21 protein-coding genes are annotated in these 22,099 nt (G+C 70.4%); 10 read left to right on the plus strand and 11 right to left on the minus strand.

The window, feature by feature from the left end; genetic code table 11:
• Positions 1-37: 37 nt before the first annotated feature.
• Positions 38-760 carry a glucose 1-dehydrogenase gene (locus EPO52_RS04305; RefSeq protein WP_290802463.1) on the minus strand — a complete coding sequence of 241 codons (723 nt, stop codon included), beginning with the start codon at positions 758-760 and terminating at the stop codon, positions 38-40.
• A complete protein-coding gene (locus EPO52_RS04310) occupies positions 757-1,908 on the minus strand; it encodes a substrate-binding domain-containing protein (RefSeq protein ID WP_290802466.1) in 1,152 nt (383 codons plus the stop codon). Before EPO52_RS04310 ends, EPO52_RS04305 begins: the two co-directional genes overlap by 4 nt.
• A gap of 173 nt (positions 1,909-2,081) precedes the next feature.
• Between EPO52_RS04310 and EPO52_RS04315 the strand changes: the two genes are divergently transcribed.
• Genes EPO52_RS04315 through EPO52_RS04340 form a run of 6 tightly spaced genes read left to right on the plus strand, consistent with a single transcriptional unit; the run spans position 2,082 to position 7,994 of the window.
• Positions 2,082-2,990, plus strand: a complete 909-nt coding sequence (locus EPO52_RS04315; protein WP_290802469.1) for an alpha/beta hydrolase — start codon at positions 2,082-2,084, stop codon at positions 2,988-2,990.
• A 31-nt stretch (positions 2,991-3,021) separates the two neighbouring features.
• Positions 3,022-4,671, plus strand: a complete 1,650-nt coding sequence (locus tag EPO52_RS04320) for an NAD(P)/FAD-dependent oxidoreductase (RefSeq protein ID WP_290802471.1) — start codon at positions 3,022-3,024, stop codon at positions 4,669-4,671.
• Positions 4,668-5,441: an SDR family oxidoreductase gene (locus EPO52_RS04325; protein WP_290802474.1), complete on the plus strand. Its 774-nt coding sequence runs from the start codon at positions 4,668-4,670 to the stop codon at positions 5,439-5,441. The genes EPO52_RS04320 and EPO52_RS04325 overlap by 4 nt, the downstream gene beginning before the upstream one ends.
• Positions 5,441-6,154, plus strand: coding sequence for a 3-oxoacid CoA-transferase subunit A (locus EPO52_RS04330; protein ID WP_290802476.1), 714 nt, complete (start codon positions 5,441-5,443; stop codon positions 6,152-6,154). Before EPO52_RS04325 ends, EPO52_RS04330 begins: the two co-directional genes overlap by 1 nt.
• The gene (locus EPO52_RS04335) at positions 6,151-6,828 is read left to right on the plus strand and encodes a 3-oxoacid CoA-transferase subunit B (RefSeq protein ID WP_290802478.1); all 678 of its coding nucleotides are present in this window, start codon (positions 6,151-6,153) and stop codon (positions 6,826-6,828) included. Before EPO52_RS04330 ends, EPO52_RS04335 begins: the two co-directional genes overlap by 4 nt.
• Positions 6,825-7,994, plus strand: coding sequence for a thiolase family protein (locus tag EPO52_RS04340; RefSeq protein WP_290802481.1), 1,170 nt, complete (start codon positions 6,825-6,827; stop codon positions 7,992-7,994). Before EPO52_RS04335 ends, EPO52_RS04340 begins: the two co-directional genes overlap by 4 nt.
• A 38-nt stretch (positions 7,995-8,032) precedes the next feature.
• On the opposite strand, the gene EPO52_RS04345 is transcribed toward EPO52_RS04340, so the two are convergent.
• The 4 genes from EPO52_RS04345 to EPO52_RS04360 are packed head-to-tail and all read right to left on the minus strand — an operon-like array spanning position 8,033 to position 11,918.
• Complete coding sequence (locus tag EPO52_RS04345) at positions 8,033-9,037, minus strand: ABC transporter substrate-binding protein (RefSeq protein WP_290802483.1); 1,005 nt, start codon at positions 9,035-9,037, stop codon at positions 8,033-8,035.
• A 24-nt stretch (positions 9,038-9,061) separates the two neighbouring features.
• On the minus strand, positions 9,062-9,853 hold the full coding sequence (locus EPO52_RS04350; RefSeq protein WP_290802485.1) for an ABC transporter ATP-binding protein: 792 nt from the start codon (positions 9,851-9,853) through the stop codon (positions 9,062-9,064).
• Complete coding sequence (locus tag EPO52_RS04355; RefSeq protein ID WP_290802488.1) at positions 9,850-10,911, minus strand: iron ABC transporter permease; 1,062 nt, start codon at positions 10,909-10,911, stop codon at positions 9,850-9,852. The genes EPO52_RS04350 and EPO52_RS04355 overlap by 4 nt, the downstream gene beginning before the upstream one ends.
• Positions 10,908-11,918 carry an iron ABC transporter permease gene (locus tag EPO52_RS04360; protein ID WP_290802491.1) on the minus strand — a complete coding sequence of 337 codons (1,011 nt, stop codon included), beginning with the start codon at positions 11,916-11,918 and terminating at the stop codon, positions 10,908-10,910. Before EPO52_RS04360 ends, EPO52_RS04355 begins: the two co-directional genes overlap by 4 nt.
• Positions 11,919-11,954: 36 nt before the next feature.
• On the opposite strand from EPO52_RS04360, the gene EPO52_RS04365 reads away from it, so the two are divergent.
• Entirely contained in the window at positions 11,955-12,785 is an 831-nt protein-coding gene (locus EPO52_RS04365) for a siderophore-interacting protein (protein WP_290802495.1), read from the plus strand.
• A 65-nt stretch (positions 12,786-12,850) separates the two neighbouring features.
• The gene (locus tag EPO52_RS04370) at positions 12,851-13,897 is read left to right on the plus strand and encodes an ATP-dependent DNA ligase (protein WP_290802498.1); all 1,047 of its coding nucleotides are present in this window, start codon (positions 12,851-12,853) and stop codon (positions 13,895-13,897) included.
• Between the two features lie 36 nt (positions 13,898-13,933).
• Here the strand turns inward: EPO52_RS04370 and EPO52_RS04375 are convergent, their stop codons facing one another.
• The gene (locus EPO52_RS04375; protein ID WP_290802500.1) at positions 13,934-15,298 is read right to left on the minus strand and encodes a hypothetical protein; all 1,365 of its coding nucleotides are present in this window, start codon (positions 15,296-15,298) and stop codon (positions 13,934-13,936) included.
• Between the two features lie 168 nt (positions 15,299-15,466).
• Here EPO52_RS04375 and EPO52_RS04380 point away from each other — a divergent pair, with 168 nt between their 5' ends.
• Positions 15,467-16,063 (plus strand): type II toxin-antitoxin system PemK/MazF family toxin, encoded by a 597-nt coding sequence (locus EPO52_RS04380; protein WP_290802503.1) that lies wholly within the window; start codon positions 15,467-15,469, stop codon positions 16,061-16,063.
• A gap of 207 nt (positions 16,064-16,270) precedes the next feature.
• On the opposite strand, the gene EPO52_RS04385 is transcribed toward EPO52_RS04380, so the two are convergent.
• The 4 genes from EPO52_RS04385 to EPO52_RS04400 all read right to left on the minus strand — a co-directional run bounded on the left by EPO52_RS04385 (position 16,271) and on the right by EPO52_RS04400 (position 19,474).
• Complete coding sequence (locus tag EPO52_RS04385; RefSeq protein WP_290802505.1) at positions 16,271-16,873, minus strand: HD domain-containing protein; 603 nt, start codon at positions 16,871-16,873, stop codon at positions 16,271-16,273.
• A gap of 124 nt (positions 16,874-16,997) precedes the next feature.
• The gene (locus EPO52_RS04390; RefSeq protein WP_290802508.1) at positions 16,998-17,327 is read right to left on the minus strand and encodes a hypothetical protein; all 330 of its coding nucleotides are present in this window, start codon (positions 17,325-17,327) and stop codon (positions 16,998-17,000) included.
• A gap of 147 nt (positions 17,328-17,474) precedes the next feature.
• Entirely contained in the window at positions 17,475-18,125 is a 651-nt protein-coding gene (locus tag EPO52_RS04395; protein WP_290802511.1) for a response regulator transcription factor, read from the minus strand.
• A complete protein-coding gene (locus EPO52_RS04400; protein WP_290802513.1) occupies positions 18,122-19,474 on the minus strand; it encodes a sensor histidine kinase in 1,353 nt (450 codons plus the stop codon). Before EPO52_RS04400 ends, EPO52_RS04395 begins: the two co-directional genes overlap by 4 nt.
• Positions 19,475-19,836: 362 nt before the next feature.
• Between EPO52_RS04400 and EPO52_RS04405 the strand changes: the two genes are divergently transcribed.
• The gene (locus EPO52_RS04405) at positions 19,837-22,071 is read left to right on the plus strand and encodes a fibronectin type III domain-containing protein (RefSeq protein WP_290802515.1); all 2,235 of its coding nucleotides are present in this window, start codon (positions 19,837-19,839) and stop codon (positions 22,069-22,071) included.
• The last annotated feature ends 28 nt before the right edge of the window (positions 22,072-22,099 follow it).

Here is a 22,099-nt window from a genome sequence, read left to right on the forward strand (position 1 = left end):
TCGTGTCAGCCGGAGATGTCTCGGCGGGCGGGGTGTCTCATTGGGCGAGGTAGCCGCCGTCGATCACGAGCTCGGATCCGGTCACGAAGCTCGCCTCGTCGGAGGCGAGGAACACGAGTCCGTTCGCGATCTCGCGCGGCGTGCCGGCCCGGCCCATCGGCGTCATCGACACCACGTACTCGTTGATCTCGGGTGCTTGCGCATCCGTCAACGGCGTCTCGATGAAGCCGGGGTGCACCGAGTTCACCCGCACGTTCTCTTTCGCGTAGGTGATGGCGGCGCTCTTCGACATGTTGCGCACCGCACCCTTGGTGGCGTGGTAGGCGTGGGCGCCGGCCACGGCGACCGAGCCCCAGATCGACGAGATGTTGATGATCGAGCCGCCGCCCTGAGCGATCATGTGCGGGATGACCTCGCGCATGCCGAGCCAGGTGCCGGTCTGATTCACGGCGACCACGCGGTTCCAGTCGTCGAGTGTCAGGTCGTGCAGCGTCTCGTAGGCGATGATGCCCGCGTTGTTGGCGAGCACGTCGACGTGACCGTGCCGCGCGATGACGTCGGCGACGACCTCCGCCCAGCCCTTCTCATCGGAGACGTCGAGCTGGTGGTACTCGACGCCCTCCGGGAAGGGGGCGGGGGAGGCGCCACGGCCGGTGGCGATCACCGTGGCGCCTTCCTCGGCGAAGACCTCGGCGATCGAGCGGCCGATTCCCCGCCCTGCCCCGGTCACGATCGCGACCTTGCCGTCGAGTCGGTTCACTGGAACAGCTGCTTCAGTGAGTCGACGCTGAGCCCCGAGGAGAGGATGGCGTCCGGCGGGAGGTCGGCCTCGCACTTGGGCTGCAGGTTCGGGTCGGTCGAGTCCTCGATGATCTCGAGGTTGTAGGTCGAGGGCTCGTCGTTCGGCAGGCCGTTCGCGGCGGCGAGACCCTTGTGCAGGGCGGCGGCCACGACCCAGTTGCGCGACGACTCCGTGGCGATCTGGTAGGTCGGCTGCGCGTCCTTGTACTGGTACCAGAGGCAGGCGAACTCGTTCGAGTCGTTCGCCGACCAGACGGGGAGCGGCTTGCCGGCGGCCTCGAAGGCGCGGATACCGCCCACCGAGCCTCCGCCGTAGTCGGCCACGATGCCGTTGATGTCGCCGTACTTGGTGATGAGGCCCGCGACGACCTGCTGTGTCTTGCCGGGCTCCCAGTCGGTGGCGACGGGACCGTCCTCGTTCAGCAGCGTGATGCCGGGGTTCGCCTTCACGGCCTCGAGCACGCCGTCGTAGACCGCCTGCGAGTACGAGTTGCCGGCGATGCCGCCGAGCATCACGAGGTTGCCGGTGCCGCCCATCTTCTCGATGGTCCACTCGGCGAGGTTCTTGCCGTAGGTGTTGATGTCCTCCGACACGAAGTCGACGTAGTCGACGCCGGGCGTGCCGCCGGGCGATCCGACGTAGGGAACGACCTTGACGCCGGCCTCGGTGGCCTTCTGGATGGTGGGCAGCAGCGCCTCACCGCCATCCACGAAGGTGACGATCACGTCGACCCCCTGGGCGACGAGCGAGTTGATGTCGCTGATGGCCTTCTGGGTGTCGCCCTGGGCGTCCGTGTAGAGCACCTTCGTGATGTTGGGGCACTTCGCGGCCTCCTCCTCGAAGATCGCGCGGGTGATCTTGCGCCAGGAGTTGCCGCCGAACCCGTCGGCGAGGGCGACCGTGATGTCCTTGTCGCCGCAGAAGTTGGAGATGTCCTGGATGTCGCCCTGCACGCCGACGGTGCCGACGGTGACGGCGGAGTCGGTGGCGGCGGCCGTCGAGTCGGCGTCACCTCCGCCGGAGGAGAGCGAACCCGTGGAACAACCGGCCAGGGCGAGTACCGCCACCGTGCCGATCGCCAGGAGCGATGCCTTCTTGGTGAACATGGGGAGTTCCTCGTTTCTCTTCGTTGAGCTGCGTGTCTAGAAGTCTGTGTTCCCCCGGATGCGCCCTGTCGCATCACCCTGAGACACGGGTGCGTCATTTTGCGACAAGCGTTCAAGCGGCCATTCCCCGCGGTCATCCTTGGTGTCATCCCCGACGATGAGGAGAGAGTTCAATGTCGACGAACAAGCCGACCGACCTTCTCGGCGAGATCTACGCACAGTGGACCGTCGAGTTCCTGGCCGCCCCCGAGATGTCGCTTCCCGTTCTGCGCTGGGTCTTCGAGGACTGGCAGCGCGCCACGACGGAGCCGGAGGACGTGACCTACGCCAGCACCGCGATCGGCGGTGTGCCCGGCATCGCGGTGCATCCGATCGGCGCCGACGAGTCGAGGATCCTGCTGTTCCTCCATGGCGGCGGCTTCGCCCTCGGGTCGGCTGCGAGCCACCGCAAGATGGCAGGGCACATCGCCAAAGCCTGTGGGGTGTCGGCTTTCGTGGTCGATTTCCGGCTGGCGCCGGAGCATCCGTACCCCGCCCAGCTCGACGATGCCACGGCGGTGTTCGAGGCCCTTCTCGCCGACGGCCGCTCCGCCGCCGACATCGGGTTCGTGGGTGACAGCGCAGGCGCCAGCATCGCGATCGCGACCACCCTGCGGCTGCGGGACACCGGGCGGCCGATGCCCGGCCAGGTGATCACCCTCTCGCCGTGGCTCGACATGGAGAACACCGGCGAGACGATCGAGACCAATGACGACACCGACTTCCTGATCGCCCGGGAGGGGCTGCAGGGCAACATCGACCGGTATCTCTCCGGTGGCGCCTCGCCCACCGACCCTCTCGTGAACCCGCTCTACGCCGACTTCACCGGCTTCCCGCCTCTCTTCATCGTGGCGTCGGCGCACGAGTCGCTCTTCCACGACGCCCAGCGGCTGGATGCTCTCGCCCGCTCCGCCGGTGTCGACGTCACCTTCCAGGCCGCTCAGGGCATGCAGCACGTCTTCCCGCTGCAGGCGGGCAACCTCCCCGAGGCCGACCAGGCCATCGCCGATATCGCGGCGTGGTACTCGGCGCACACGAACTGACACCTCTCATCACCGCGAAAGGACCATCACAATGACCGAAACCACTCCCCGTGACCACGACGCCGTGGTCATCGGCGCCGGCTTCTCCGGGCTCGCGCTTCTGCATCACCTCCGCGAGATCGGCCTCGACACCATCGTGGTCGACGGCGAGGACGGCATCGGCGGCACCTGGTGGGTGAACCGCTACCCCGGCGTGCGCACCGACAGCGAGTTCAGCTACTACTCCTTCTCCTTCTCGAAGGAGGTGCGCGAGGAGTGGACCTGGACCCAGCGCTACCCGGCGGGCGCCGAGGTTCTCGACTACCTCAACTTCGTGGCCGACCGCCTCGACCTGCGCAAGGACATCCGGCTCAACACCCGGGTCGACTCGGCCGTCTACGACGAGGACGCCAACCTCTGGACGGTGAACTTCGCCGACGGCACCTCCGTCACCACGAAGTACCTCATCAGCGGCATGGGAGTGCTGTCGCAGGCGATCTACCCCGACATCCCCGGTATCGACACGTTCACGGGGGAGAAGTACCACACCGCCCACTGGCCGCGCACGGGGGTCGACCTCACCGGCAAGAAGGTCGGCCTCATCGGGCTCGGTGCATCCGGCATCCAGATCGTTCCCGTGATCGCGCCCGAGGTCGACGAGTTCTTCGTGTTCCAGCGCACCCCGAACTTCATCGTGGAGACCAACAACGACGCGGTCTCCCCCGAGGAGATGCAGTACGTGCGCGAGAACTACGACGAGATCTACGCGAAGGCGGCCGCGCATCCGTTCGGTGTCGCGATGGAGCCCGCGGAGTTCTCGGCGCTCGAGGTGAGCCCGGAGAAGCGGCGCGCGATCTTCGAGTCGAAGTGGAACGAGGGCGGTTTCCACTTCGCCAACGAGTGCTTCAACGACCTGGCCACGAACCACGAGGCCTCCGAGCTCGGCTCGGAGTTCATCCGCTCGAAGATCCGCGAGATCGTGAAGGACCCCGCGACGGCCGAGCTGCTCTCGCCGACCACCTATTCGTTCAACGGCAAGCGCGTTCCCACGGGCCACGGCTACTACAACACCTTCAACCTGCCCCACGTGCACCTCGTCGACACCGAGGCCGAACCCATCACCGAGATCACCGAGAAGGGCCTGAAGGTGGGCGACACCGAGTACGAACTCGACGTGATCATCTTCGCCACCGGGTTCGACGCGATGACCGGCACCCTCACGAACATCGACATCCGGGGCCGTGGCGGGCGCACCCTGCGCGACAAGTGGCTCGAGGACGGCCTGAAGTCGAACCTCGGCATCAACGCCAACGGTTTCCCGAACTTCTTCATGTCGCTCGGTCCGCAGACGCCGTACTCCAACCTCGTGGTGCCGATCCAGCTCGGCGCGCAGTGGTTGCAGCGGGCGCTCAAGTGGGCGGAGGAGAACGGTGTCGAACGCTTCGAGGCCACCCCCGAGTCGGAGGACTGGTGGGCCGCCGAGACGGAGCGCACCGGGAAGTCGACGGTGATGTACAGCGAAGGCAAGAAGGCGAAGGCCTGGTTCCTCGGTGAGAACGTGCCCGGGAAGCCGGAGGAGTTCCAGGTGTACATGGGCGGCGGCCAGGTGTATCAGCAGCACTGCCGTGAGGTGGAGGAGAGCGGCTACCGCAGCCTCCTCGCCACCGACTCGGCCTCCGCACCCGAGCCGGCGCGCGCATGACGGGCCGGCTCGAGGGCAAGGTCGCGCTGATCACGGGTGGCGCCTCCGGCATGGGCCGCGCCACTGCGGAACTGTTCGCGGCGGAGGGCGCGTCCGTGGCCGTCACCGACTTCAACGCGTCGCTCGGTGCCACCGTGGTGGAGCAGATCACGGCGGATGGCGGCACCGCCCGGTTCTGGGAGATGGACGTGTCGAAGGAGGCCAGCGTCGCATCCGTCGTGACGGCGGCCGCCGCCGAGTTCGGCGGACTCGACATCCTCATCAACTGCGCCGGGATCATCGGCGTCGACAAGCCCACCCACGAGGTGACCGAGGCGGAGTGGGACGCGCTCTTCGCGGTCGACGTGAAGGGCGTGTTCTTCGCCACCAAGCATGCGGTGCCGCACCTCATCGAGCGCGGTGGAGGATCGATCGTGAACTTCTCGTCGATCTACGGACTCATCGGCAACGACGAGTTCACGCCCTACCACGTGGCCAAGGGCGCCGTGACGATGCAGACGAAGCAGGATGCGGCGAGCTACGGGCGGTACAACATCCGGGTGAACTCGGTGAACCCGTCGACCGTGCTCACCCCGCTCGTGGAGGGCATCGCCGCCGAGTACCCGGGCGGATTGCCGGCCTACGAGGAGATGATGACGGCGAACCAGTCGATCCGCCGACTCGGCCGGCCGCTGGATGTCGCGTACGGCGTGCTCTACCTCGCGTCGGATGAGGCGAGCTGGGTCACCGGGGTGAACCTCGCCCTCGACGGCGGGTACACGGCGCGCTGATGATCGACCGGGTGAGAGCGGACACGGCGGAGGCGGTGGCCGGCATCGAAGATGGTTCGACGGTGATGATCGGCGGCTTCGGCCGGGCCGGGCAGCCCGTGGAGCTGATCGATGCCCTTCTCGAGCAGGGCGCCACCGACCTGACCGTGGTGAGCAACAACGCCGGCAACGGGGACGTGGGCCTCGCCGCCCTGATCGGCTCGGGGCGGGTGCAGCGGATCGTGTGCTCCTTCCCGCGGCAGAGCGACTCGTACGTCTTCGATGCCCGCTACCGGGCCGGCGGGATCGAGCTCGAACTCGTGCCGCAGGGGAACCTCGCCGAGCGCATCCGGGCGGCCGGCGCGGGGATCGGTGGCTTCTACACGCCGACCGGGGTGGGAACCCTGGTGGCGGAGGGCAAGGAGGTGCGCACGATCGACGGGCGGGACCACCTGCTCGAGTTGCCGCTGCGCGCCGACTACGCACTGATCTCCGCCTTCAAGGCGGATCGCTGGGGCAACCTCGTGTACCGCAAGACCGCGCGCAACTTCGGACCCATCATGGCGGCGGCGGCCCGCACCACGATCGTGCAGGTCGACGAGGTCGTGGAGCTGGGGGCTCTCGACCCCGAGACGGTCGTGACCCCGGGGATCTTCGTCGACCGGGTCGTGGCGGTGGGGGAGCGCGCGTGGCTGGAGGCCGGCGAGTTCGTCGGGGCGGAGTCGGCGCTGTGAGCCCCGGGATCGACCGCCGCACGCTCGCCGCCCGCATCGCCCGCGACATCCCCGAGGGATCGGTCGTGAACCTCGGCATCGGTGCGCCCACCCTCATCGCCGACTATCTGCCGGAGGGGCTCGAGATCATCCTGCACACCGAGAACGGGATGCTCGGCATGGGGCCCGCGCCCCAGGCCGGCCGCGTCGACCCCGATCTGCTCAATGCCGGCAAGCAGCCGGTGACGGAGCTGCCGGGTGCCGCGTACTTCCACCACGCGGATTCGTTCGCGATGATGCGCGGGGGGCATCTCGACATCTGCGTGCTGGGTGCGTTCCAGGTCTCCGAGACCGGCGATCTCGCCAACTGGCACACCGGCGGCCCGGGGGCGATCCCGGCGGTCGGTGGCGCGATGGACCTCGCGATCGGAGCGAAGAACGTGTACGTGATGACCGACCTGCTCACGCGCGACGGGGTCTCGAAGCTCGTCGCCGAGTGCACCTATCCGCTCACCGGGGTGCGATGCGTGAGCCGCATCTACACCGATCGCGCCGTCTTCGACGTGGTCGATGGCGGGCTCGAGGTGAGCGAGGTCTTCGCGGGCTCCTCGCTGGAGGAGCTCCGTGACCTCACGGGGCTCGCGCTGCGCGACGCGACCGGAACCCCATCCGTCACCTCCGGGAGGACATCATGACCGCCAGTTTCATCTACGACGCCGTGCGCAGCCCTTTCGGGCGGTTCGGCAAGGCCTATGCCGACGTGCGACCTGACGACCTCGCCGCCGCCGCGCTGTCGGCCCTGCTCGAGCGTTCGCCCGTGCTCGACCCGGCGCGCATCGACGACGTGCTGCTGGGCGCGGCGAACCAGGCGGGCGAGGACAACCGCGACGTCGCCCGGATGGCGCTGCTGCTCGCGGGGCTGCCGACATCCGTTCCCGGTGCCACGGTCAACCGGCTCTGCGGCTCGAGCCTCGAGGCGGTCATCCAGGCGTCCCGGGCGATCGAGACCGGCGACGCCGCCGTGATGGTGGCGGGCGGCGTGGAATCCATGACGCGAGCGCCCTATGTGGTGCCGAAGGCCGCGCGGGCCTTCGCCGCGGGCGACGTGACCATGTCGTCGACCACGCTCGGCTGGCGTCTGGTGAACCCCGCGATGCGTGCCGAGTGGACGATCTCCAACGGTGCCTCGGCCGAACTGCTGGCGGAGCGGTTCTCGATCGGGCGCGAGGAGCAGGATGCATTCGCCGCCCGCTCGCACCGGCAGGCGGCAGCGGCCTGGGATGCCGGCGTCTACGACGCCGAGACCTTCGTGGTGCCGGGCACCGCACTGGCGCGCGACGAGGGCATCCGCGCCGACTCCACGGTGGAGTCGCTGGCGTCGCTGAAGCCCGCATTCCTGGCCGGGGGAAGCGTGACGGCGGGCAACTCCTCTCCGCTCTCGGACGGCACCTCGATGGTGCTGATGGGCGCGGAGGGGGCGCTCGACGGGGAGCCCCTGGCGCGGATCGCGGGCCGAGGGGTGGCGGGCATCGATCCCGAGATCTTCGGCATCGCCCCGGTCGAGGCCGCGAACCGGGCGCTCGCCCGTGCCGGCAGAACCTGGGGCGACGTCGACTTCGTGGAGCTCAATGAGGCCTTCGCCTCGCAGTCGCTCGCCTGTCTCGCACTGTGGCCCGAGCTCGATCCCGACCGCGTGAACATCCACGGCGGGGCGATCGCCCTCGGGCATCCGCTGGGAGCCTCAGGGGGCCGGATCATCGGGCACGCGGCCCACGAACTCGCCCGGCGCGGAGGAGGCGTGGCCGTGGCCGCGATCTGCATCGGAGTGGGTCAGGGTCTCGCCGTCGTTCTGGAGCGCTGAGGCGGCGGGCTCACGCAGCGGCGAGCCCGCCGCACGCGTCAGCTGACCGCCTTCGACTCCCGCAGGATCGAGGCCAGCTGCTCCATGTGGGCGGCCTGCGAGCGGTAGTCGAGCGCCGCCCCGTTCCAGGAGTGCACCTGGCCCGCGACGAGTGCAGGATGCGAGGCGAACGTGGGCTGGGCGGCCAGCTCGGCCGCTCCGTAGCCCTCCACGTTCACGAGCAGCACATCGCCCGTCATCATCTGGGCGGCGTTCTCCCAGCTGTAGATGTCCCAGTAGTAGTCGCCATCCGGATGCGCGTCGGTGAACGTCACCCCGAGGTCGGAGTAGAGCTGGGTCTCCGGCTCGTCGGCCGGCTTCACGACGTAGATGCCGTCGGCCGACGCGTACATCTGCGTCACCTCGAGGTCGCTCTCCGCGGCGGCGGCGGTGAGGTCGGCTGCCGCCGTGTCGTACTCGGCCTTGGCGGTGGCGATCGTGTCGTCGCTCACCCCGAGTGCGGAGGAGAGCCGGTTCAGGCTGTCGATCACGTCGCTGCCCGCCCCACCGACCTCGATGGCCACGACGGGCGCGATCTTCTCGAGCTGCGCCTGCTGCTCCATGTCGGCGAAGCCGTAGTAGGGCGCGGTGAGATCGAGGGTCCCCTCGCGATCGGTGGGGTAGATGCCGGTCACGATGAGGTCGGGCGCGGCCTCGGCGAGGGCCTCGAGGTCGATCTCCCCGTAGGTGTTGCCGACGACCGCGGTGTCGCCGAGGTCGTAGTCGGCGAAGCGATCGTCGCTCGCCACATCCACCCGGCCGAAGACGGCGACGGGATCGAGACCGTAGCTCAGCAGGCCGATGGCGTAGTCGGCGTAGCTCGCGACGCGCTCGGGTCGATGGTCGAGGGTGACGGTGGTGCCGGTGTCGTCGGTGAAGCTCCACGCGGCATCGGCGGATGCGGCGGGGTCTGCCTGAGGTGTGGATGAGCAGCCGGCGAGGAGTGCGATCGTGAGGACAGGGGCGATGAGGGCGGCGGCGAGCCGCGAACGAGATGTGGTCACGAAGTTAGGTTAGCCGATCCTAAGTTACAAGACGATATCGACCGCGGGAACGATCAGCGGCGTGCCGCTTGCGGGGTCGGGGATGACCGTGGCCTCGAGGTCGAACGCGTCGCGCAGGATCTCGGGAGTCAGGACCTCCCAGGGCGTCCCGTCCGCGATCACACGTCCGCCGCCCACGACCACGAGGCGGTCGGAGTACCGCCCTGCCAGCGACAGATCGTGCAGAACCATCACCACGGTGGCGCCCCGCTCGCGATTGATCGACCGCACGAGACGCAGCACGTCGAGCTGATGGCTGAGGTCGAGGAACGTGGTGGGCTCGTCGAGGAGGATGATCGGGGCCTCCTGCGCGAGCACGAGCGCGATCCAGGCGCGCTGCAGCTGCCCGCCCGAGAGGGCGCCCGCATCGCGCTCGGCGAGGTCGGTGATGCCCGTGGCCGCAAGGGCGGCGTCGACGATCGCCGAGTCACCGGGCGTCCAGGGCCGGAAGAGACTCTGATGCGGATGCCGGCCCCTCGAGACCAGCTCGCGCACCGTGGTGGCGGATGGGGTGATCGGCTTCTGCGGGAGGATCGCCAGCCGCTTCGCCACGCTGCGGGCCGACAGACCGCGCAGCGGGCTCCCCTCGAGCAGAACCGTGCCGGAGGTCGGCACCAGCAGCCGGCCGAACGCCTTGAGCAGTGTCGACTTGCCGCTGCCGTTCGCGCCGATGAGGGTGGTGATCCCGCCCTCGTCGATGCGCAGGTCGAGCTTGTCGAAGATGGGGGTGCGGTCGTAGGCGAGAGTGAGGTCGCGCACCTCGAGTGCAGGGGTCATGAGACGGTATCCCGTTCTGTGCGTCGGGTCAGGAGCCAGATGAGGTAGGGGGCGCCGATCACGGCGGTGACGATCCCGACCGGCACGCCGGGAGGCAGTACGCCCCGGGCGAACGCGTCACCCCCGGCCACGATCACCGCACCCATCAGGGCCGACGCCACGAGCGGCGGCCGGCCGGTGCGGGCGAGTCGTCGCACGATCTGGGGAGCCACGAAGGCGACGAACTCGATCGGTCCGCTCGCCGAGACCGCAGCGGCGGTGAGCAGCACGGCGCAGGCGATCACGATCACCTTGTGGCGCTGCACCGCCACTCCGAGCCCGGTCGACAGGTCGTCGCCGAGCTGCCCGATCGCCAGTGCCGACGACTGCAGGAGCGCGATCGGCAGGACCACGGCCAGGGTCAGCAGCACGGGCCACACGCTCGCCCACGACATCCCCGACAGGCTCCCGACGAGCCACTGCGATGCGGCCTGGGCGTCGGTGATCTGGGCGCGGGCGATGAGGTAGCTGGTGATCCCGGTGAGCGTCGCGGTGGCGCCGATGCCGATCAGGATGAGCCGGTAGCTGTCGACGCCGCCCCGCCAGGAGAGTCCGTAGACCACCGCTGCGGTGGCGAGGGCACCCAGGGCGGCCATCGCGGGGAGTCCGAGGCTGAGGAGCCCCGCCCCGACCGCGTAGCTGCCGCCTCCCACCACGATCGCGAGCACGGCGCCCAGCGCGGCACCGGAGGTGACACCGAGGATGTCGGGGGTGGCGAGCGGATTGCGGGCGAACGTCTGCGTGAGGGCGCCCGCGAGGCCGAGCGCCGCGCCGACGAGGAGGCCGCCGAGCACCCTCGGCATCCGGAGCTCGAACACCACCAGCTCCTGGCCCGGGGTTCCTCCTCCCAGCAGTGTGCGCACGAGGTCGGGAGCGGTGAGCGACGACGAGCCCACCAGGATGCCGATGAGACCCGCCAGCACGGCGGCCACGAGGCATCCGGTGGTCACGAGGGCCACGCGGGTGCGTCTGCGACTGCGGGCCGGGGTGTGGGCCGGGGTGCGGGTGAGGATGCTCACAGGGCAGCGATCCTGCCCCGGCGCACGATGCCGATGAACACGACGCCCCCCAGCACGGTGAGCACGACGCCGACCGGAACCTCCGCGGTTCCGCCGATGACCCGGCCGATCACGTCGCAGGCGAGCAGGACGCAGGCGCCGATCAGACCGGAGGCCGGCACCAGCCAGGAGTGGTCGCCGCGCACCAGCCGGCGCGCGATGTGGGGAGCGGTGAGCCCGATGAAGCCGATCGGGCCGGTGATGGCCACAGCGCTCGCGGTGAGCAGGGTGATGGCGGCGAGCCCCAGGATGCGGGCGCGCAGGAGGTTCTCGCCGAGTCCTCGGGCGAGCTCGGTGCCGAGTGCGAGGCTGTTGAGCGAGCGCACATTGGCCACCGCGAACACGAGGCCGGCCAGGGCGAACAGCGCCGCGATCCCGACCCCGTCGAGGGTGCGGCCGGAGAGCGAGCCCACCACCCAGATGCGATAAGCGGCCAGTGTGGTCTCGTCGGACAGCACCAGGTACGAGGTGAGCGCAACGAGGAGGGCCGAGACCGCCGTGCCGGCGATGGCGAGCGGCACGGGGCTCGAGAGCCCCCGGCCCAGTGCCGCGACGCCGAACACCACGATGCTGGCGACGATCGCGCCCGCCAGTGCCAGCCACAGCGTGGCGAGCACCGAGCTGGTGCCGACCACATAGACGCCGATCACCACGGCGAGACTCGCGCCGGCCGAGACGCCGAAGATACCCGGATCGGCCAGCGGATTGCGGGTCTGACCCTGCATCACGGCGCCGGCCACCCCCAGGCAGAGCCCCACCAGCAGTCCCAGCACGGTGCGTGGAACCCGCGATCCCCACACCACGGCACCCGGGTCGTTCGCCGGGTCGACCAGCGCGCCGACCACGGCGTACGGGCTGATCAGGTTGCTGCCGAGCAGAAGACTGAGAGCCGTCATCACCGCCACCAGCCCGACGAGCGCGATCATGACGGCGATGCGCCGCCGGATCGGGTTCGGAAGTCGATGCACCAGGTAAGCGTAGCCTCACCTAATAGGCTTGCGCACATGACCCGACATCCCCGCCTCATGCCCGAGCACCCGAGAATGTTCTCGGCCACGGTCGTGCGGTCGGTGCGCCTCGCGCCATCGTTCCAGCGCGTGACGGTGGCCGGCGCCGACCTGGCCGACTTCGAGTGGCGCGGATTCGACCACTGGTTCCGGCTGTTCCTCCCGCCCGCGCCCGGCGCGCCCCTCGTGCTGCCGCGCGTCAGCGGGCGGTCGTGGTGGAAGCCGTATCTCGCCATCGCCGAGCACGAACGGCCGCACTGCAGCAACTACACCGTGGCCGCGCTGCGCCGCACCGCAGAGGGCGGTGCCGAGATGGACATCGACGTCGTGCTGCATCACGACAGCGAGGGGGCGATCGCCGGTGGCGTCGCCATCTGGGCCTCCACCGCCACGGCGGGTTCGCCGCTGGCGATGCTCGATCAGGGACCCCTGTTCGACCCGCCCGCCGATACCCGCGCGGTGCACCTGGTCACCGACGAGAGCGGCCTGCCCGCGGTGCGCGGCATCCTGCGCGACCTGTCCGCGGATGCGGCGGGAACCGCGATCATCGAGGTGCCGAGCCCGGGCGACGTCGAGGAGCTGACCCGTCCCGCCGACGTCGACGTCACCTGGATCGTGCGCCACGACCAGACCGCCGTGCCCGGTGCGGCGGCGCTCGCCGCCGTGCAGACCTCGGTGGCCGCGGTCGGCCGGGTGGATCCGCTCGACTACGCCTTCGTCGTCGGCGAGTCGACCCTCGCGACGGAGGGCCGCCGCGCCGTGCACCGGGCGGGGCTGCCCAAGTCGCGCATCCTGTTCTCCGGCTTCTGGAAGCACGAGGGGCACTGATCGGCCGATCCTCTCGGGCCTCGAGGGGCTGGCCGACTCCAGGTCGGGCGGAGCATGATCGGAGCATGGCTCATCCACAACTCCCCGCCCCCATGCTCGCGAAGGCGCTCGACGTCGTACCCGAGCCGGATCGAGTTGACGGTGGGCTCTCCTACGAGCCGAAGTGGGACGGCTTCCGCGGCATCGTCTCGTTCGACGGCACCTCGGTCGAGATCGGCAGCCGCGGCGCCAAGCCGCTCACCCGGTACTTCCCCGAGCTCACGGAGGCGCTCGGCCGCCTGCTGCCCGGCCCCTGCGTGCTCGACGGCGAGATCGTGGTGCCGCAGGGCGCTCCCGGGAGCCAGCGGCTCGACTGGGAGGCGCTGTCGCAGCGCATCCACCCCGCGGAGTCGCGCATCCGCACCCTGGCGGCGGAGACACCCGCCCTGTTCGTGGCGTTCGACCTGCTGCGCCAGGGCGACGACGACCTGACGGGGGAGCCGTTCGGCGCGCGCCGGGCTGCTCTCGAGGGGTTCGCGGGCAGCCTCGGCACGCCGCTGCACGTCACGCGCACGACGACGGATGTCGCCCTCGCCCGCCGCTGGCTCGCCGAGTTCGAGGGCGCGGGGCTCGACGGCGTGGTGGCGAAGCCGCTCGCCGCGCCGTATGCGCCCGGCAAGCGCACGCTGTTCAAGATCAAGCACCATCGCACCGCCGACGTCGTGGTGCTGGGGTACCGGGTGCACAAGAGCGGAACGGGGGTCGGTTCGCTGCTGGTGGGGTTGTTCGGCGACGACGGCGAGCTGCGCGGAGTCGGCGGCATCTCGGCCTTCAGCGATGTGCGCCGGCGGGAGCTGGTCGACGAGCTCGCACCGCTGGTCGAGCACGATGCCGACGGCGGGATCGTGCGCGGAGAGGGGGAGCGCAATCGCTTCTCGGCGTCGAAGGACGTGTCGTTCGTGCGGCTGCGCCCCGAGCGAGTTGTGGAGGTGCGGTACGACCAGATGGAGGGATCGCGCTTCCGGCACACCGTGCAGTTCGAACGGTGGCGGCCCGATCGGGATGCACGGTCGTGCACGTTCGAGCAGCTCGACCTCCCGGCGGCCTACGACCTGGGAGACGTTCTGCTCTAGCGGCGCGGCCGCATCCGCTCGTCACCCCCGCGAGGATCAGAAGTCGTCGACGTGGAGGTGGTTGCAGGTGTCGGCGAACCCGACGAAGTTGATGTAGCTCGGCTCGTTACCGGCCGAGAGGCGGCAGTTCTGCTGGCCCACCCGTGACCCGTTCGGCATGATCGGGTCGAGCACCTTGATGAGGTTGAGCGAGGCGCTGTTCGCGCCCGTGGTCGGCACCCCGCCGACCGAGGTGAAGTCGACCGCGTGGCCGCCGCCCTGCTTGTAGTGGGCGGATGCCGTGCCCGCGCCCTCGATCTGGCCCGTGCAGCGCCGGCTGATGTCGCTCACGCCGGCGCTGCCGAAGGCGCGCACGGCGGCCACCATCGCCTGCAGGATCGTGACGTCGATGCCGCAGTTCTCCACGCTCTTGCCCTGAGCGATCCAGGCGATCTCGAAGATGTGGTCGGGGCTCGATCCGTGGAACTGACCGGATGCGACGTACCCCATGAGTTCCTCGGCGAGAGCCTGGGCATCCCCCGACACGGCACCCACGACGTTCCCGCCGCCGCGCGCGGCTGCGGCCGCGGCGGCTGCCGCGGCTGCAGCCGCAGCCGCAGCTGCTGCCGCCGCGGCCACGCCGGCCTGGTACTGCTGTTCGGTCGTGGCCACGTTCTGCTGAAGGCTCACGAGCTGTGCGTCGAGCTCGGCCTGGTGCGCCGACTGCTCCTGCAGAGCGGCCACCATGGCCTGCTGCGCGGCGGCGGCGTCCTCGAGGGCTTTCTGGGCGGCATCCGCCAACGTCGTGAGCTGGTCTTTCGCCACGGCGGCCTGTTCGGCCAGGGAGGTGGAGGTGTTGGCGTCCTGTTCGGCGCTGGCGTAGATCGCGTTCACCGCCTGGGCGAGCTGGCCGGCTGAGCTGAGCTGGTTGAGCAGGTCGTCGGCCTGGCTCGAGCTGCTCGTGAGCAGGAGCGAGGTGAGGTCGTTGCCTCCGGTGCGGGCGAACTGCGAGGCCACGACCGCGGCACGCTTCTTCGAGGCATCGGCGGCGGTGGCGGCCGCCGCTGCGCTCGCGGCAAGGGCGTCGGACTTCGCCTGGCCGGCTGCCAGGGCGGCCTCCGCGGCATCGTTCTCGGTGGTGCGCTGGTCGACGAGCTGACGGGCGGCGTCGGCTTTGGCCTGCAGGTCGGCGATGATGTTCGTGATCGTGGTGATCTCGGCCTGTTTGGCGCTCTCGCTGGCGCGGGCCGCCTGCACGTCGTCCCAGCTCGGGTACGAGTCGGCATGGGCGGCGGTCGGGGTGCCGAGGATGGTCGAGGCCACGGCGACGGCCACGATCAGCACCGTGGGCAGCGCGGGGAAGCGGAGCCTGCGCCGGCGTCGGCCGGATCGGGTGGCGGGTGAAGCGGAGAGCGCGGTCATGAATCCTCGTGCGTGCGTGCGTGCGTGCGTGCGTGGCCGCAGGGGCGACCTGGAGTTCCAGACCTCATCTAAACCCGAGGGTGCTCCGCGGGTGGCATCCCGAGGCGGCAATTCGCAAAATCGTTGACCGCCCTGAAGCACCTGCCACGGCTGCTGTATGGTCGGCGCATGAAGAACTCTCCCGCCCGCGGCGACGACAGCCCCGGGCGCTTCGGCGCGTCGGCGACCGCCGAGGTGGCGCCGCGATCGGTGGGCCGCGTCGACATCGCGTACAACCCCGCGGTCGATGGTGACGCGGATCCGGGCGAGATCGTATGGACCTGGGTGCCCTACGAGGAGAACGACGGGCGCGGCAAAGACCGGCCCGTGCTCGTGGTGGCCCGCGAGGCCGGCGGAACACTGCTCGGCCTGCAGCTCACCTCGAAGCCGCACGACGGAACCTGGGACGTGGGCATCGGCAGTGGCGCGTGGGACTCGGCCGGGCGGCCGAGCTGGGTGCGCCTCGAACGGGTGTTCCGCCTGCACCAGGGCGGCGTGCGACGCGAGGCGGTGGCGCTCGACCGCGCGGCGTTCGGGCGCGTGAGCGCGGAGCTCGTGAAGCGCTACGGCTGGGCCACGGGCGCGCCGGCAGGCGGCGCAGCGAGGTCGGGCGCGGCGGCGGCGACGGGCGGCGCAGCGAGGTCGGGCGCGGCGGCGGCGACGGGCGCGGCGGTGGGCGCATCCGTGCTGCGGCTCGTGCGCACCCTCTTCGGCCGCCGCCGCTGAACCCTCCACATCCGTCACTGCGACCCCTGCGCGATGCAAAGAGCTGAACAGAAGTGCAACCTCAGATCCGTCACATTTTGCTCGTATTCGCGTCGTTCTGCACCAAAAGTGACGGACGTGGGGAAGCGCGACCCCGAGATCCGTCAGTTTCTGCGCGTAGTGGAACAAATTCGCGCAAAAAGTGACGGATGTGGGGAGGAGGGACGGTCAGGGGTGGTGCGGCTCGAGGGGGTTGCGCGACATCCGCTCGTCGATGCCGCTCGCCAGGGCGTCGGCTGCCGCACCCGAGGGCTTGCGCGAGGCCTGCTCGCGCAGGCAGCCCACGAACTCGTCGCGGAGTGAGGAGCGCGGGTACCGCTCCAGCACCGCGGTTCGCAGCGAGGCCGGCCAGAGCTCGCTGTCGCGGCCCGAGATGTCGAGGCCGGTGGCCACGCAGAGCAGGTGGCCCTCGGCGTCGACCGCGGGATCGACCTCGTTCCACATGTGCCGCACGATGACGTCGCCGACCCGCTCTCGGCGGGCGGGCCCCCATCCGGCGCCGGCGGCGAACACCCGGGCCACGTGGCCCCCGGCGTGCTCGAACTCGAGCCGGTGGTTGTCGAACTCGGGCACGAGACCGATGTCGTGCAGCAGAGCGGCGACGGCGAGCAACTCCTCGTCGACCTCGAGACCGAGCTGCTCGCCCCGGGCGGTGGCCCACAGATACGAGCGGATGCAGTGGTTCAGCATCGCAGGCGAGTGGTAGGCGGAAGCCACCTCGAGGGCCGCATCCACGGCGGCGGTCGAGGGCAGGCTGACGGTGCGCGACATGCCCCCAGTCTCGCGCGTCACACCCCCACCCACCCCGCCCTCCTCGCGACTCGGCACTTTTGGCCCTAAGACTGGCGGTTTAGGGCGAATTTCGACGGGTCGCCAGGAGGGGGAGGGGGAGGGGTCAATGGGTCGGGTAGGGCGGGGTGGGGTTGTTGGCGCGGAGCACCTCGAGGCGGGCGCGGTATTCCACCTCGTCGATGTCGCCCTGGGCGAAGCGTTCGGCGAGGGTGGCCTCGGCACGGCGCCCGCCCGAGGCGAACTCGCCCGCGCGGTGGGCCCAGGCGGCCCGGCGCCAGCGGCGGCCGACCGTGGCGAAGAGGATGATCACCACGGCGATCCCGAACAGCGGGATGAGCAGGAACAGGAAGGCGAAACCGCCTCCACCCCCGCCGAACGGGTGGGCGAGAGCGGCCGGAGCGGCGGTCGAGGCGAGAGCGAGTGAGGAGAGCACTGTGATCCTTCTTCCAGAAGACGGTGCAGCGGATGCTGCGGCGGCGGGATCCGGTGGAACCCGCACATCCAGACTCGCCGTCACGGTGCATTCGCGAATCCGCCCGCGGGCGGCACTTGCTCTACTCCCACGGGATCAGAAGAGCCCTCAGCTCACGAGACCGGTGCCGTACGCGATGATCACGAGCTGAACGCGGTCGCGCGCCGCCAGCTTCGACATGATGCGCGACACGTGGGTCTTCGCCGTGAGCGGGCTGAGGAAGAGCCGCGCACCGATCTCGTCGTTCGTGAGGCCGGCACCCACGAGCGCCAGCACCTCGCGCTCGCGGGCGGTGAGCACCTCGAGCCGGCTGCGGTCGGGAGCATCCGTGAGCCCACCCGCGAAGCGCTCGAGCAGGCGCCGGGTGACTCCCGGGCTGAGCAGCGCGTCGCCGCCCGCCACGACCCGCACGGCCCGGATGAGTTCCACGGGTTCGGTGTCTTTCACGAGGAAACCGCTCGCGCCGGCACGGATGGCGCGGGCGACGTACTCGTCGAGCTCGAAGGTGGTGACGATCACGATCCGGGTGGCGGCCAGGGCGGCGTCGGCCGTGATCTGCTCGGTGGCCCAGAGGCCGTCGCCGTCGGGCATCCGGATGTCCATCAGCACCACATCAGGACGCTGCGCCTTCACGAGCGCCACGGCCTCGACGCCCGAGGCGGCTTCGCCCACGACCTCGACGTCGGGCTCGTGCTGCAGCAGCGCGCGGAAGCCGGCCCGGATGAGCCCCTGGTCGTCGGCGATGGCCACGCGGATCATCGGGGGAACGTCGCTTCCACGGTGAAGCCGGAGGAGCCGGAGGAGCCGAGGGTCCCGGTGGTCCCGGTGGTGCCGGGGATGCTGGAGCCCACGGAGCCGCCGGAGTTCGGGCCGGCCGTGAGCCGCCCGCCGAGCAGCTCGGCCCGCTCGCGCATGCCGAGGAGTCCGCGGCCCTCGTGGGCGGGCTCGGAGCCGAAGCCGGTGCCGGATGCGAGGCCCGCCCCGTCATCGCTGATGGTCGCCGTGTAGGCGGTGGCCGACTGGGTCAGCCGAACCGTGGCGGAGCGCGCATCCGCGTGCCGCACCACGTTCGTCAGTGCCTCCTGCACGATGCGGTAGAGCGCCAGCTGAACGGCCTGCGGTGCGTCGACGATCTCGTTCGAGAACCGCACGTCGAGACCTTGGGATGCGACCGACTCCACGAGACCGGGCAGCCGCGAGAGGTCGGGCTCGGGCACGAGCGGCGCCTCGGACGGATCGGCGACCGCATCCGGCGCCGATGGATCCCCCCGAAGCACACCCAGCACCGACCGCACCTCGTCGAGTGCCGACTTGCTCGTGCCCTTGATGTTCGCGAGCGCCTTCGCCGCCTCGGCGGGGTCGGTGTCGATGAGGTGCAGCCCCACCCCCGCCTGCACGTTGATCTGGCTGAGCGAATGGGCGAGCACGTCGTGCAGCTCGCGGGCGATGCGCACCCGCTCGGCCTGGGCTGCCGTCTGCCGGCGTTCGGCCAACCGCCGGCGGTACTCGTCGAAGCGCCGGCGACGCGTGCGGAGGCTCTCGCCGATGGCGAAGAGCAGCACCAGCCCGAGCGACACGGCCACCAGGAGGGCAGGCTGCCACGGCACGCGCAGCACGATTCCGAGAGCGACCGTGACCACCCAGGCGATGCCCACCGACCACCAGGCCCAGCGCCGGGCCCCACGCACCACGGCCCCGACGATGGCGAAGGCCACGGCGACGTAGGGCGGAGCGGCGCTGCCCGACACGAGCAGCACGTACGCGCCCGCCGCGGCCGAGACCACCGCCACGACGGGGCCGGGGTGGCGTCGCGCGAACAGCAGCGCGAGAGGGCCCACGAGCGCGAGGCCGAGCCGGGCGGCGAAGCGCCACGGCTCGTCGTCGATCGTGGTCTCGAGGCGGCGGGCGTGCCAGGTGAGGAGGGCGGCCGGGATCTGCACGAGGAACGAGATGATCACGGGCACCCAGAGCGCGGGCCAGCCCGAGACACGGAAGCGCGGCTCCCAGAGGCTGGCGCCGGCCTCGGCCTCGGTGGCGGCATCCGTTCCGGCGAGCCAGGCCTCGCGGGCGCGCATCCGGTCGTCGAGACGGCGACCCGGGTGTGGCATGTGTCGATGCTAGCCCCGGGGAGGGGGTGGGGCATCCGCCCTGGGGCGCCCGGGCGTACTCCCGTCGGAGTACGCGCGACGGGTGGGCACGACGGGAGCACACGACGGGAGGCTCGCGCGCGGTACCGCATCCGCGCTCCGACACTCCAGAGGAGAACCCCGTTATCTGTATGAACAGCGGATGTCGGCCACGTCCGCTCTCGGACGGCTCTCCGAGGGGGCCGTAAACGCGATGTGAATTCTCACAGGAAGCGACAAGGCAGACCGGCGCCCGTCGATAGCGTGATCGGCGTCGCCTGCTGACCAAGCGCAGACGACGCCATCCCCGGCTCCTGCCGTCACTCCCGAAGGACCCACCTCGTATGAAGAGCGATCAGCTCCTCGGCGCTTTCACGCGCCTGAAACCACGCACCGCACTGGTGGCGGGCGGCCTCGCGGCCGTCGTCGCCCTCGGCACACTCGGAGGTGGGATCGCGTACGCCGCCGGCGGTCTCAACCCGCCCCCCGTGAACCCCGCACTGGTGCACGTCGCCTCCGCGGTGCCCGACCGGGTCATCCTCACGCCCACCGAGACGCCTGCACTGACGCAGAACGTCTCGTGGCGCACCTCGACCGACGTCACATCGCCGCAGGTGCAGCTCGCGGCGATGACGGCGGGGCCCGTGACCGCCTCGACCACGATCGCCGCGACCTCCACCACCGAGTTCGCCACCGACCTCGGGTACCGCATCAAATACCACACCGCCACGCTCACGGGCCTGACCGAGAAGACCGCGTACCTCTATCGCGTCGGCGACGGCGAGACCTGGAGCGAGTGGACCGAGTTCGAGACGGCGGCCGCAACCGCCGAGCCGTTCTCGTTCATCGTGCAGGGCGACGCACAGAACGACGTCAAGTCGTACGCCTCGCGCGCCTTCCGCGCCGCCACCGAGGCCCGCCCGTACGCGAAGGCCGTGGTGCACCTCGGCGACCTCATCGACACGGATGTCGCCGACGCCGAGTGGGGCGAGTGGTTCGGCGCGGCCGGCTTCTCCAATGCCTCCATGAACATCATCGCGGCGCCCGGCAACCACGAGTACTACCCGGGTCCCGAGCTCACCCGCTACTGGGGTGCGCAGTTCGAGTACCCGCGCAACGGCCCGGCGCAGACCGAGGCCGTGAAGCAGGTGTTCGACGAGAACGTCTACTACACCGACATCCAGGGCGTGCGCTTCATCACGCTGAACGCCAACTACGCGTACGGCGACATGCTCGTTCAGCAGACCGAGTGGCTCGACCAGGTGCTCGCCGCCAACCCGAACAAGTGGACCGTGGTGGCCTTCCACCAGCCGATCTTCTCGGTGACCTCGGGCCGCGACAACGCCTCCATCCGCGAGGCCTGGCTGCCGCTGTTCGAGAAGTACGACGTCGACCTCGTGCTGCAGGGCCACGACCACGCCTACGGCCGCGGCAACCTGTTCGCCAACGAGCAGAACCTGCCGGCCGGCGCCGATGCCTCGACGAGCCAGACCGGCCCGGTGTACCTCGTCACCGTGGCGGGACCCAAGATGTACGTGCCCGACCCGCTCGAGTCGAACAACTGGATCACCAACGGTGCCGACCTCAGGAGCATGAACCGCGACACGCAGATGTACCAGACGGTCGACGTGGTGGGCGACCAGCTGCACCTCGAGAGCCACACGGTCACCGGTGAGCTGTTCGACGGCTTCACGATCACCAAGGGCGCCGACGGCCAGAAGCTCGTGGTCGACGACACCGAGGCGTGGGCATCGGGACCCGGATCGGCGCGTGCCGACATCGGCGCCCCCGAGCGGCCCGCCGCCGTGGTGCCGGGGGAGGACCCGACCACACCGGAGCCGACGCCCACCCCGACGCCCACGCCGGAGCCGACCGTGACGCCGACGCCCACCCCGGAGCCCACGGTCACGCCCACCCCGACGCCGGAGCCGACGGCGACCCCGACTCCGGAACCGACGGCGACGCCGACTCCCGAGCCGACCGCGACGCCGGAGCCCACGACGAGCCCGGAGCCCACGACCAGCCCCGAGCCCACCTCGAGCCCCGAGCCCACCTCGAGCCCGCAGCCCACCTCCACCGCGACGCCCGAGCCGCAGCCCACCTCCACCGCGACGCCCGAGCCGCAGCCCACGGAGAACCCGACCCAGCCGAAGCCGCAGGCGAATCCGTCGCCCATCGAGCTCTCGGCCACCGGCATCGCCGCGGGCGGATCGCTCGACCTCAAGGGCAGCGGCTTCTGGCCGAACGAAGACCTCGAGATCACGCTGCACTCCGACCCGATCGAGCTCGGCTTCCCGACTGCCGACGCGAACGGTGCGTACTTCTTCACCGCGCACATCCCCGCCGGCGTCGAGCCCGGCCAGCACACGATCATCGTGCGCGGTCTCGAATCGGGAGCCACCCAGTCGGTGGCGATCACGATCCTCACCCCGGGATCGGCCTCCACCGGCGTCAAAGATCTGGCGAGCACCGGCTTCAACGCCGGCGGTCTCCTGATCGCGCTCGCCGGGGCCGCCATGCTGGCCGGCCTCGTGGCGCTGTTCTTCGTGTACCGCCGCCGCCAGGGAGACGTCGCATGACCCGGCCGCCCGGCGCATCCGCTCTCTC

Source organism: Herbiconiux sp. (assembly GCF_004297105.1).
Classification (GTDB): Bacteria; Actinomycetota; Actinomycetes; order Actinomycetales; family Microbacteriaceae; genus Herbiconiux.

Bases quoted from the DNA above. Each gene is read 5' to 3' on its own strand.
- EPO52_RS04340 (WP_290802481.1), top strand. From the start codon at position 6,825: ATGACCGCCAGTTTCATCTACGACGCCGTGCGCAGCCCTTTCGGGCGG.
- EPO52_RS04365 (WP_290802495.1), top strand. From the start codon at position 11,955: ATGACCCGACATCCCCGCCTCATGCCCGAGCACCCGAGAATGTTCTCG.
- EPO52_RS04380 (WP_290802503.1), top strand. From the start codon at position 15,467: ATGAAGAACTCTCCCGCCCGCGGCGACGACAGCCCCGGGCGCTTCGGC.
- EPO52_RS04385 (WP_290802505.1), bottom strand. From the start codon at position 16,873: ATGTCGCGCACCGTCAGCCTGCCCTCGACCGCCGCCGTGGATGCGGCC.
- EPO52_RS04325 (WP_290802474.1), top strand. From the start codon at position 4,668: ATGACGGGCCGGCTCGAGGGCAAGGTCGCGCTGATCACGGGTGGCGCC.
- EPO52_RS04310 (WP_290802466.1), bottom strand. From the start codon at position 1,908: ATGTTCACCAAGAAGGCATCGCTCCTGGCGATCGGCACGGTGGCGGTA.
- EPO52_RS04375 (WP_290802500.1), bottom strand. From the start codon at position 15,298: ATGACCGCGCTCTCCGCTTCACCCGCCACCCGATCCGGCCGACGCCGG.
- EPO52_RS04350 (WP_290802485.1), bottom strand. From the start codon at position 9,853: ATGACCCCTGCACTCGAGGTGCGCGACCTCACTCTCGCCTACGACCGC.
- EPO52_RS04315 (WP_290802469.1), top strand. From the start codon at position 2,082: ATGTCGACGAACAAGCCGACCGACCTTCTCGGCGAGATCTACGCACAG.
- EPO52_RS04395 (WP_290802511.1), bottom strand. From the start codon at position 18,125: ATGATCCGCGTGGCCATCGCCGACGACCAGGGGCTCATCCGGGCCGGC.
- EPO52_RS04320 (WP_290802471.1), top strand. From the start codon at position 3,022: ATGACCGAAACCACTCCCCGTGACCACGACGCCGTGGTCATCGGCGCC.
- EPO52_RS04330 (WP_290802476.1), top strand. From the start codon at position 5,441: ATGATCGACCGGGTGAGAGCGGACACGGCGGAGGCGGTGGCCGGCATC.
- EPO52_RS04400 (WP_290802513.1), bottom strand. From the start codon at position 19,474: ATGCCACACCCGGGTCGCCGTCTCGACGACCGGATGCGCGCCCGCGAG.
- EPO52_RS04370 (WP_290802498.1), top strand. From the start codon at position 12,851: ATGGCTCATCCACAACTCCCCGCCCCCATGCTCGCGAAGGCGCTCGAC.
- EPO52_RS04405 (WP_290802515.1), top strand. From the start codon at position 19,837: ATGAAGAGCGATCAGCTCCTCGGCGCTTTCACGCGCCTGAAACCACGC.